This window comes from Metabacillus niabensis, from assembly GCF_902829255.1.
Lineage (GTDB): Bacteria > Bacillota > Bacilli > Bacillales > Bacillaceae > Metabacillus > Metabacillus niabensis.
In genome coordinates this window covers 90,137-100,982 of record NZ_CADEPK010000033.1, presented here as the reverse complement: position 1 = coordinate 100,982, position 10,846 = coordinate 90,137, and the positions used below count along the sequence as shown (strand labels likewise).

The window sequence follows — 10,846 nt, the reverse complement described above, 5'->3', positions numbered from 1 at the left end:
GTATCAATTATATAACGGAGAAGATATATTTTTGATTGGTTGATAAATTAGAAAAGAATGGGTAATTAAATAGAGGTGAAAAAGCTTTGTATAACGAATTCGATGTCGTACGTTTAAAGGAATTAAGTATAGATGCTACACATGTTAAGGTAGGAGATATTGGAGCAATCATAGTGGTATTTGAAGGGGATATGTACGAAGTTGAATTTGTTAATAATCAAGGAAAAGTCATTGAGATACTGACTTTACATGCGAAGCAAATAGAAAAAATCGATGGATCAGGAAGTTTAATAACGAATTTTAAAAGGCGGAAAAATAAAAATGTATAAAGAGTATAAGAAAGAAATTTTAACGACCCTATCAAAATTTAATTATACAATTTTAGATAATGATTTCATCCAAAACAAATTAAAGCGAATTCAATTAATAGAGGAAAGCTATAATTTTTTTCTACCTGATAGCTATAAATGTTTTCTTTTATTATGTGATAATGTTTTTTTCAAAGATATGATATTGTTTCAACATGGAAAGTCAGAAAGGGTGCTTGAAGAGTTATACTGTTTAACAGGTAATGATAGTCTTATTGAACAGCTTGAAACCTATTTATTTAGAATACCGGAAGCTTTAATACCAATTGGGATGTGCCCAAATGGTGACCAAATTTGTATTGGTGTAAAAGATGAGATGTTTGGCAAAATCCTATTATGGGGTCATGAAAATGAATTGGAAGCTTGGAAAATGATAGGTGGTATAAACTCTGAAGCAGACATTAATTCATATTATGAAAATATTGAATTAATCAGTGCTAGTTTCTTGGACTTTCTACGTTTACTTAAATTAAATGATGCGTTAAATGAAGAAAATTATGATTACGGTGACATTTGGCTACATGAAGACTTACTGAAAGATTAACCACCTATAAAAAACGTATCGCGACTAATCAATAAGGAATTGAAAAAATGAAAAAACTAATACTCATACTCCTAACTTTAGCTGCATTCATCATTGTTTTTACTTTAAACAACACAAATGCAGAGCCAGAAAAGACAATATACGTAGCTAAAAATGGGAATGACCAAAATAATGGTACAAAATCAAAACCATTTCGTACCCTGAAAAAGGCTGCCGCAGAGGCTACAGCGGGGACTACGGTTTTTATACGAGAAGGAACGTATAATGAAAAGCTTGTCATTAAGCATAGTGGTACAAAATCCAAACCTGTTCGTTTTCAAGCTTATCAAAAGGAAAAGGTTGTCCTGAGTGGAGATGGTTTGAAGAATGTTGAAGGTGATACAGCTTTAGTGTTGATACATAATAAACATTACCTGAAGATTAGCGGGTTAACAATACAGGATTTAACGACTGATTTAACAGATGAAACGGTCATGGGGTTCTATGTAACAGGCTCTAGCAGTCATATTACATTAGAAAATAACCATGTTCATCAAATCAAAACCTTTGGGGATGATGGAAATGCTCATGGAATTGCTGTCTATGGAACTGGCGCAATGAAAGATATTAATATTATCAATAACACGGTTGAGGATTTGAAGCTTGGTGCTAGTGAAGCTCTTGTTCTTAATGGGAATATTGATGGCTTTCGAGTTGAACATAACGTTGTTCGTCGAAATGATAATATCGGGATCGATTTAATTGGTTATGAAGGTATATCCTCTGATAAAAAGGCTGATTATGTAAGAAATGGGATTATAAAAAATAATCAAGTTTATGAAATTTCCTCATACGGAAATCCAGCTTATGGAGAAGAATACTCAGCTGGCGGAATATATGTCGATGGTGGGAAAAATATTACGATCGAACAAAATACGATCTATAAAAGTGATATTGGAATTGAAGCAACCTCTGAGCATGCGAAAAAATATGCTGATGATATTAAAATTATCAACAATGTTATTTATGACAATCATTACACGGGAATATCAATTGGTGGGTATGATGAAGAGCGGGGAGGTACGATCAATTCTACAATCTCGCAAAATATTATTTATCGAAATGATACGAAGGGACTAGATGGAGGACAGCTTTTATTACAGCATGATACGAGAAATAATGTGATAGAACGAAATATCATCACTGCTGGACCATCACGCCTTTTTATTGTTAACTATTTCTCGACTAACAAAGATAATCTTCTTAAGAAAAATGTTTTTCATAAGGAAAAGAATAAACAGGGAATATGGGTATGGAAAGAAGAAGAATACACATCTTTTTCGAAGTTTAAAAAGGCCTCAAAAAGTGATAAGGACTCTAGTTATGTAAATCCAGGATATAAAAATGCTAGCAACTATGATTTTGAACTGACGAACGATTCGCCTGCATTAGAAATTGTCGAATAGCTGTTTTTTACATACATTTGATTGTCGGAAATTAAGTAGATAACTTTGTTGGTTAAGTTAATGAAATAAGAGTATACGTAGTTAGTTGTTTTAAAAGATAATCTTTCTTAAAGACGACTAGGATAATATTACTAGAAATGTGGGAAAGAGATGGGAGCTTGGGGAATAGTTTTATGGGAAGATGATTTTCTTGATGGAGCAAAAGAGATAAAATGATAAGAAAATTGATAAGTATCTTGAAGAATCAGGGAACACCGGTTTTTTCATGATGATGTAGTATACGGAAATTATTTAGATATGTATGCAGATGTTCATAATGAAAATATTAAAAAGGAAGAGTTAGATAACATTATAGATAATGCGATTATAGAAGTTAATAATTTTTATAGAGAAAAGGATAAAATAATTGCTGGAGAATTAACATTACCACATAACGTGCAGGAAATTGAAAGTGAAGGGCAAAATCCTATCTATTTATGGATAGTTTCAGCTATTCTCGCACTCTTCGTAATAAATTTCTTAATGAAGCTTTTAATTAGAAGAAAGAAACAATAAATTGTTAAATTATTTAACCTGGTCCTTATTAATAGAATTATCTTACTAGAAAAATGCTCTTATGATTAAATCAGTAAGAGTATTTTTTATTTATACAAAAAACTTCTCAAATGCTTTCCTAAAAACCCCCAGTAAATCCCTCCACATATGTAATGATCTCAATAAACTGAACATATACGTAATAATGTACAAGCTGCCTAATTTGAGGTTAACTCTCAAAATGTAGTGGAATCAGACATATTATTAGGCATTGTGAAATGAAAAAGGCTATAGGAGGTGTGACTGCATAATTCATTAATTCCAGTAACAACTTTGCTTTCATGTTTTAAGCATCATACTATTTTTGTTTGGAGGAAAATCATGTTTAAAAAATCTAAAATTGCACTTGCGACGATCTTAACATTATCAATAGTGTCTGAATTTGTTTTTTTAAAGGAACCTGTTTCTGCTGCAAATGAAGTACATACGGCAATACCAGCTCCAAGTGGAATTGAAATTCCTTCTGTAACAAAGGACTCTATTTCCTTGAAATGGAAGGCTGTAGAGGGTGCTTCAAGCTATAATGTGTATCGGGCTAGATTAGGATATAACGATTATCAACTTATTGGGAATACAAAAACTGTTGATTTTGTAGACGTCAAAGTTGAAAGCGATTCCAGTTATTTGTATAAAATTTCAGCTTTAAATGCTTCTGGTGAAGGGGAGCGATCTCAAGAGGTGTTAGGGATGCCTCAATGGTCTTTTCCAAACCTTGTTACTAAGATTGATATAAGTGCTGCTGGTACTGGGAATCGTATGCGTATTGGCGATATGAACGGGGACGGCCGCAATGATATTTTAATGGTACAGCCAGCATATGAAAGCAGAGATGCTTATAATCCTCGTTATGTCGGACATTTAGCAGCATATGATATCGAAGGGAATTTATTGTGGCAGCAAGGAACAGTCGATCCGCGGGTGACAACAAGTGGTGCGGATGAGCCTGTTCAAATTTATGATATTGATGCAGATGGTGAAAATGAAGTATTAACGGTAATGAAGCTAGGAGAAGATACGGAAAAGTACTTTTATATTTTTGATGGGAAAACGGGTGAGATGGAGAAAAAGTATCAGCTTCCAGATCAAAGAGCACATGATGCAATTTTTATCGCTAATTTCTCAGGTAACAAAACACCGCAAGACATCTTATTGAAGGATCGATATTCAAAGATTTGGGCGATGGACAAAAATTTTAACCAGCTATGGCATTATCCTGGCAATACTGGACATGGGTTGCTCCCTTATGACTTTGATGGAGATGGCAGAGATGAATTAGTTAACAATTATTCCTTAATTTCTCACGATGGCAAGGAGTTATGGAGACATGACTTACCGGATCATGTAGATACTCACTGGGTAGCTGATATCAATGGTGATGGAGAGCAAGAAATCATTCTTGGTGGTTCTGATACATTTGCCTTCGATGTTAATGGCAACCAACTATTTAGAAATGGCGATACTGTGGAGCCACAACAGATACTTGTAGGGAATTATCGTATCGATTCTCCGGGCTTAGAGCTTGCGGGACTTGATCGAATAAATCGAGGAAATCCGGGGCAGGATGGAATGTTCCTTTTCAACTCAGATGGTAAAACATTATACCACGAACAGCGGGCTATGGGTGATTGGGGAACAATTGTACGTCCACTTGATAACTGGACTGGAAGCTATGCACCACTTATTACTGCATACAGAAGAGGAAAGGATGCAGAAAATCCAAACGGAATCGTACCAAAGCTATATGATGGGTATTTTAATCCGATTGTTACCTTTAATGAACATACAGATGCAAAAGAGCAAGTCATGGTTGCTGATATGAGTGGAGATTCAAGAGATGAGCTTCTCGTTTATAATCTGACAGGTGAACTTACCGTATCAATTTATTCTAATGGAACAAGCAATTTGAAGGAGCATATTACTGGTGAACCGCGTATGCCTGATTTTAGAAACTATAATTTCAGCAGGTATGATTCGCGAAGATATGATTTGACAATTAAAAATCTTGTACCTGCTGGGATTAAGGCAGCTGTAACAAACAGGGCAGATATTAACGTAAGCTGGATTCCGATATTAGGGGTAGAAAAATACAATATTTATCGCTCTGCAACACAAAATGGAGAATATACAAAAATCGGGACTTCAGAGGTACCGGAATTTACCGACAATACTGCACCTATCGGAACTTCTTATTATAAGGTAACGGCTGTAAATAGTGAAGGTGAATCGAATTTACCGATCGTACCAGCAAGCGACACGATTCACTCAAGCGGAATTCTTCCACCTGTAAAAACCGATGAATCTGTTACTTATAAGGCAGGTAGAACACTTCCCATTAAGTTCCAATTGAAGGATAACGCTGGGAACTACCTTACTCAGGCTACTGCAAGGCTTTATGTAGAAGATGCTAATGGAGTATCGATAAGTTCAGCTGTAAAAGATAATCAGTTCCGTTATGATGCTAGGGCAAATCAATATATTTTCAATCTCAGCACGAAGTCTATGTCTGCGGGGAAATATCAAATTAGGGTAGAGGTAGGGAATCGTACATTATACTCTTTCAAGATAATCCTTAAATAGGGATATCCCTCCGTTTGTTGATATTGAAAAAAGATGAACAAGAGGCTGTGCCAAAAGTTTGAAACTTTCTGGTATAGCTTCTTTTCTCTTTCTTGGACGATTAATCAATGAACAACATAATGATTAATTGGTATATAAAGGGTTAAGAAATGGACGATAAAACAACTAAACTAGTTGTACATAAACTTTTAACCTGCTAGATCAATTTGCGTTAGATTCGCCAAATATGGGGTTTATACAGCTGGTGTTATTGGCAATGTCGGGATGAATATTTCGTCTTGGTTCGGATTAGTGTTTTCTGCTATTGTCGTTTTTTAGTAGAAAAGGCTTGGAGAATTCCTTCCTCCAAGCCTTTTATGTATATTACAATTTTGCTAAAATTTCACGGATAAACGCAGGCTCATCCTTTGGAGTCCGAGATGTCACAAGATTTTCACTTACAACGACTTCTTCATCTCGATATTCGGCACCAGCCAATTTTACATCATCACGAATGCCAATATAGCTTGTTGCAGCTTTGTTCTTTAAAATGTCAGCGCTAATCATGACCTGTGGTCCATGACAAATTCCGGCAATTAGTTTTCCTTGTTCATTGAGTTCCTTTACAAAGCGGACAACATCGTCATTAACACGTAATGCCTCTGGTGCAGCGCCTCCTGGAATAATAGCTGCATCAAAATCGCTTGCATTTACTTCAGAAGCAGCTACATCGCTAGTATATGAAACGGTGCCTTGTTTTCCTTCGCAAACAATCCCTTTTTCAAGACCAACGATTGTTGCTTCGTGACCTGCCTCCTTAATTGCTTCGTAAGGATTTTTCATTTCGGAATCCTCAAAATAGCTTGCGAGTAAAAATGCAACCTTTGCCATAAACTATCACTCTCCAATTTTTATTTTACTTTCTCTAATTAAACTATAATGGAAACCTTATGTATTTTTCAAAGATTTATTAACACGACAAACTTGATAACCATTTCACTTGAATTCAAATGTATATATAGTTTAGAATTAATAATTCGGGGAATAAATTACCAACAAGTAAATTCATAGTAAGATATGCAATATATTGATAATAAAAAATAGAAAAATAGCTCAAACTATTATGATGAAGTGTATATAGGACCCTTCATTTAGTCGATTTTAAGATTCATCTGAAGGAATAGCTGCATGTGAACGGACAAAGTGAAAAATTCCTATCTTATAGAAGAGATATTTTATAGAAAGGAAAATCAGATGAAAAGAATATCAAATGTGTTTTGGATAACTGTTGCCATTGTATTAGTAGCAGTAATATTCGGTGTTTCGGCACCTGATAGCTTTGAAGAAGCTACAAATAATCTACAGGCTTTTCTAACAACGAGTTTTGGATGGTATTATTTAATTTTGGTTACGATCATTGTTGTTTTTTGTATTTTTCTTATTTTTAGTCCTGTTGGAATGATTAGATTAGGTAAACCTGATGAAAAGCCTGAGTTTTCGAAGGTCTCTTGGTTTTCCATGTTATTCAGTGCAGGGATGGGGATCGGTCTTGTGTTTTGGGGAGCTGCCGAGCCATTATCACATTTTATCGACCCTCCATTGGCAGAAGGTGGAACAGCTACTGCACATAAAGAAGCAATGAGATATACATTTTTTCACTGGGGGATTCATGCTTGGGCAATATATGCAATAGTTGCTTTAGCTTTAGCCTATTTTCAATTTCGTAAAGATGAGCCAGGACTAATTTCGGCTACTTTAAAACCAGTATTAGGAAAGTGGATGGATGGACCTCTAGGCACAATTGTAGATGTGTTAGCTGTTTTTGCTACAGTAGTCGGTGTTGCAACAACCCTTGGATTTGGGGCAGCACAAATTAATGGTGGGTTAACCTACTTATTTGGAATACCTAATAATTTCATCGTACAATTAATAATTATTGTGACTGTTACTGTGCTTTTTATGATTTCAGCATGGTCTGGACTAGGCAAAGGGATAAAATATTTAAGTAACACAAATATGGTTTTGGCAATTTTGTTATTTCTATTAATGTTTATCGCGGGCCCTACAATCCTTATTTTAAATATGTTTACTGATACGCTCGGTGGTTATATTCAAAACATCGTTCAAATGAGCTTTAGGATTGCTCCTCTTAATGAGGAACATCGTGCTTGGATTAATAGTTGGACGATCTTCTATTGGGCATGGTGGATATCATGGTCCCCATTCGTAGGAATTTTTATTGCTCGTGTATCTAGAGGTAGAACAATAAGAGAATTTATGATAGGCGTTTTATTACTTCCAGCGGTTGTAAGCTTTTTATGGTTTGCAGTCTTTGGTACTTCAGCAATCGAAGTTCAGAATGCTGGAAATGTTGATTTAACAAGTTTTGCTACAGAGGAAGTCTTATTTGCAGTATTTAGTGAATTCCCATGGTCGATGCTTCTTTCAATCGTAGCGATTATCCTTGTTTGTACATTTTTTATTACTTCTGCTGATTCAGCAACATTTGTGCTTGGAATGCAAACAACATATGGCTCGCTTACTCCGCCAAATTCAGTGAAGCTAACTTGGGGAATTGCCCAGTCTTTAGTCGCAGTAATTCTCTTATATAGTGGTGGACTACAGGCGCTACAAAATTCGTTAATTGCTGCTGCATTTCCATTCTCGATTATCATTGTGTTGATGATGATTTCGTTGTACCGTTCCTTAACAAAGGAAAGAAAAGAATTAGGATTATATATAAAGCCTAAACCACGTAAAGACAAGTCTAAAAAATAACATTTTTTCTTAAAGCGTGTGTATCCTACTGCAAACCAAATGTTGTTGTACTGATTTGAAAAGCTTCCCGATCTATATGTTTGGGAAGCTTTTTCTATGAAACAAAGGGCTAAGTGGACCTTGTCAAAAGGGCAAGAAATTCATCACAATATGTAAAAAAATATAATTCTTTACCGTCAATTCACATTAAATTTACAATTAAAAATTAAAATGAATTTTGTAATTATTATATAAATCTAGGGAGACGGTAAAATGGTTTTATCCAATAATGGAGGAAAATTCAATAAAAAGCGAAAAGCTAAATGGCCTGTTTTATTGTTAACATCGGTTTTATGTATTCAAGGTGCAACTACAACCTTTGCAGCAAATGTTGTTGATGACTCTGCAATCGAACCGGAAGCAGCAGCATATGGATATTATGTAGACGCGTATCAAAATAATTCAAAGGATAACATGACTCCAGAATCAAACCCGGCTATTGGTGTGCTTTCAAAGTTTCATGAGCTTTGGACACCTGGAACATCATGGGATAACGGAACAGTTTTAAATGCTCAAGTACATAATCACAATATCGATACGGTGATTTCAATTACAAACAATCGAACTGAAGAGGAGGCAGCGGCAGCTTACTTAGATGATCGACGCCATCAGAGCTATAGTGTCATTTCAGGTCTTGGTAATTATTCAGCTAAGTTTAAAGAAGGTGCCAATGCTGGGACAACGATTTCAGATGATATCCCAGAAGATGCGACATCAGTGAAGTATGAGGACGGCGGCAATCGTAATGGGAATTGGGCTGATGAGGATTCCAGCCTTGGTAGTATGGTGAAACTAGTTAATACTTTGCGTGGAAATGCAGCAACTACGAATCCAGCAAAATCCTACTATAATTATAAGCGTCCGTTTCGCTGGAGTGATGAGGTAAGCTTAGTTCCAGCACTAGTCCCAGCGAAAAAGGACGATCCTACTAGTGATGGTGGATTTCCAAGTGGTCATACAAATGCCGCTTATTTAGCTGCTTATGCTTTAGCGTATTCCGTGCCTGAAAAATATGAAGAGCTGATGACGAGAGCCTCTGAATTAGGGAATAGCAGAATCGTAGCTGGTATGCATTCACCGTTAGATGTTATCGGTGGACGAGTTATGGCGACAGCAACAGCAGCAGCAGTTTTAAATGACCCGGCAAATGCAAGCCTGAAGAAAGCTGCCTATCAGCAAGCACATGATGTATTACTTACACAAGAGGGCACGTCAGAAAATTATGAAGCAAACAAAGAAAAATTTATTGAGCGCCTAACTTACGGGTTTGAACAAATTGGTGATACGACAAAACCAATGATCGTACCTAAGGGTGCTGAAGTACTACTTGAGTCTCGTTTCCCATATTTAGATGCGACACAACGCCGTTGGATTTTATATACGACAGGTCTGCCATCTGGATATCCTGTATTAGACGATGCTGAAGGCTGGGGTAGATTAAACCTTTTTGCCGCTGCAGGTGGTTATGAAGCGTTTGAGACAGATGTAACTGTTACAATGGATGCCGCGCAAGGAGGATTTAATGCTTCAGACAGCTGGAAAAATGATATCGCTGGTCCTGGAAAGTTAACAAAATTAGGTACGGGTACTTTAACTTTAACTGGTGATAACAGTTATTTTGGTGGTACTGTTATTGAGGAAGGATCTTTAGTAGCAGATTCCAGCACTGCATTAGGACAAGGTGAAGTGATTAATAACGGTGGTACGTTAAATGAAGATGTAACAAGCAGCTTAAATATAGGTGATGATTTTACACAAGCAGAGGCAGGTACACTTAAGCTTACGATCGGAAACAGTGAGGAAGTTCTTGCGATTGATGGTGAAGCGACATTTGGCGGAACGTTAAATCTGAATTTTGTTGACGGTTATGTTCCTAATGAGGATTCAGCAATTATTACCTATGCTACTTTAGCAAAAGGCAGTACATTCTCATCAGTAGAAATAAATGGTCTTCCAGATACTTACGATGTCGTTTATGATGAACAAGCATTACGAGTTGTAGACACGACTAAGGAAGAACCAGATCAAGATAAAGATACTGATAAAGATACTGATAAAGAAACAGACAAAGATGTTGATAACGGCACTGAAACAGACAATGGTACAGAAAATGAGAAAGATACAGATGATGTACCTAATGTTCCAGTAGAATCAGAAGATGATAAAAATAAAAAAGATAATAAAAATCATACAGACGTAGACTATCCAACTTATGAAGCAAGTAAGCAATCAGAAACGAGTAAACAAATAAATGCGGACGATTCAACGAAAAAAGAAATTGATACAGTTAAAAACCCTAAAACAGGAGATGATACAAACCTAATCCCCTATGTCGTGCTATTAGTTGGTTCAGTGCTTACAGCAGGGTTTGTACTCTTTAGGAGAAAGTTAAAAAGAGTAGATAATTAAAACAATCACATAACAAAATTAAGGAAGATTGCTAGAATATGTTCCCCTTGTGACTATAGACTGTTCATTTTGAGTCTTTGTCTATCAAGGGGCACATTTTGTTTTTACCGAGA

The 10,846-nt window shown here is 36.0% G+C and carries 8 protein-coding genes; 7 read left to right on the top strand and 1 reads right to left on the bottom strand.

Going from position 1 to position 10,846, the window contains the following annotated elements; translation table 11 throughout:
* The first annotated feature begins 86 nt into the window (after window positions 1-86).
* The 5 genes from HU235_RS06415 to HU235_RS06395 all read left to right on the top strand — a co-directional run bounded on the left by HU235_RS06415 (window position 87) and on the right by HU235_RS06395 (window position 5,528).
* On the top strand, window positions 87-329 hold the full coding sequence (locus HU235_RS06415) for a DUF4926 domain-containing protein (RefSeq protein WP_174879667.1): 243 nt from the start codon (window positions 87-89) through the stop codon (window positions 327-329).
* Complete coding sequence (locus HU235_RS06410; RefSeq protein ID WP_174879666.1) at window positions 322-912, top strand: SMI1/KNR4 family protein; 591 nt, start codon at window positions 322-324, stop codon at window positions 910-912. Before HU235_RS06415 ends, HU235_RS06410 begins: the two co-directional genes overlap by 8 nt.
* 47 nt (window positions 913-959) lie before the next feature.
* Window positions 960-2,357, top strand: coding sequence for a right-handed parallel beta-helix repeat-containing protein (locus HU235_RS06405; RefSeq protein WP_174879665.1), 1,398 nt, complete (start codon window positions 960-962; stop codon window positions 2,355-2,357).
* Between the two features lie 297 nt (window positions 2,358-2,654).
* A complete protein-coding gene (locus HU235_RS06400; protein ID WP_174879664.1) occupies window positions 2,655-2,912 on the top strand; it encodes a hypothetical protein in 258 nt (85 codons plus the stop codon).
* 360 nt (window positions 2,913-3,272) lie between these two features.
* Window positions 3,273-5,528, top strand: a complete 2,256-nt coding sequence (locus HU235_RS06395) for a PxKF domain-containing protein (protein WP_174879663.1) — start codon at window positions 3,273-3,275, stop codon at window positions 5,526-5,528.
* Window positions 5,529-5,891: 363 nt separating this feature from the next.
* Here the strand turns inward: HU235_RS06395 and HU235_RS06390 are convergent, their stop codons facing one another.
* Window positions 5,892-6,398 carry a type 1 glutamine amidotransferase domain-containing protein gene (locus HU235_RS06390; protein WP_174879662.1) on the bottom strand — a complete coding sequence of 169 codons (507 nt, stop codon included), beginning with the start codon at window positions 6,396-6,398 and terminating at the stop codon, window positions 5,892-5,894.
* Window positions 6,399-6,761: 363 nt separating this feature from the next.
* Between HU235_RS06390 and HU235_RS06385 the strand changes: the two genes are divergently transcribed.
* Together HU235_RS06385 and HU235_RS06380 are read left to right on the top strand one after the other, a co-directional pair.
* Entirely contained in the window at window positions 6,762-8,285 is a 1,524-nt protein-coding gene (locus HU235_RS06385; protein WP_174879661.1) for a glycine betaine uptake BCCT transporter, read from the top strand.
* Window positions 8,286-8,537: 252 nt separating this feature from the next.
* Complete coding sequence (locus HU235_RS06380; protein ID WP_174879660.1) at window positions 8,538-10,733, top strand: acid phosphatase; 2,196 nt, start codon at window positions 8,538-8,540, stop codon at window positions 10,731-10,733.
* Window positions 10,734-10,846 lie beyond the last annotated feature (113 nt).

Coding starts and splice junctions, on each gene's coding strand:
- HU235_RS06410 (WP_174879666.1), top strand. CDS start 322: ATGTATAAAGAGTATAAGAAAGAAATTTTAACGACCCTATCAAAATTT.
- HU235_RS06405 (WP_174879665.1), top strand. CDS start 960: ATGAAAAAACTAATACTCATACTCCTAACTTTAGCTGCATTCATCATT.
- HU235_RS06400 (WP_174879664.1), top strand. CDS start 2,655: ATGTATGCAGATGTTCATAATGAAAATATTAAAAAGGAAGAGTTAGAT.
- HU235_RS06395 (WP_174879663.1), top strand. CDS start 3,273: ATGTTTAAAAAATCTAAAATTGCACTTGCGACGATCTTAACATTATCA.
- HU235_RS06390 (WP_174879662.1), bottom strand. CDS start 6,398: ATGGCAAAGGTTGCATTTTTACTCGCAAGCTATTTTGAGGATTCCGAA.
- HU235_RS06385 (WP_174879661.1), top strand. CDS start 6,762: ATGAAAAGAATATCAAATGTGTTTTGGATAACTGTTGCCATTGTATTA.
- HU235_RS06380 (WP_174879660.1), top strand. CDS start 8,538: ATGGTTTTATCCAATAATGGAGGAAAATTCAATAAAAAGCGAAAAGCT.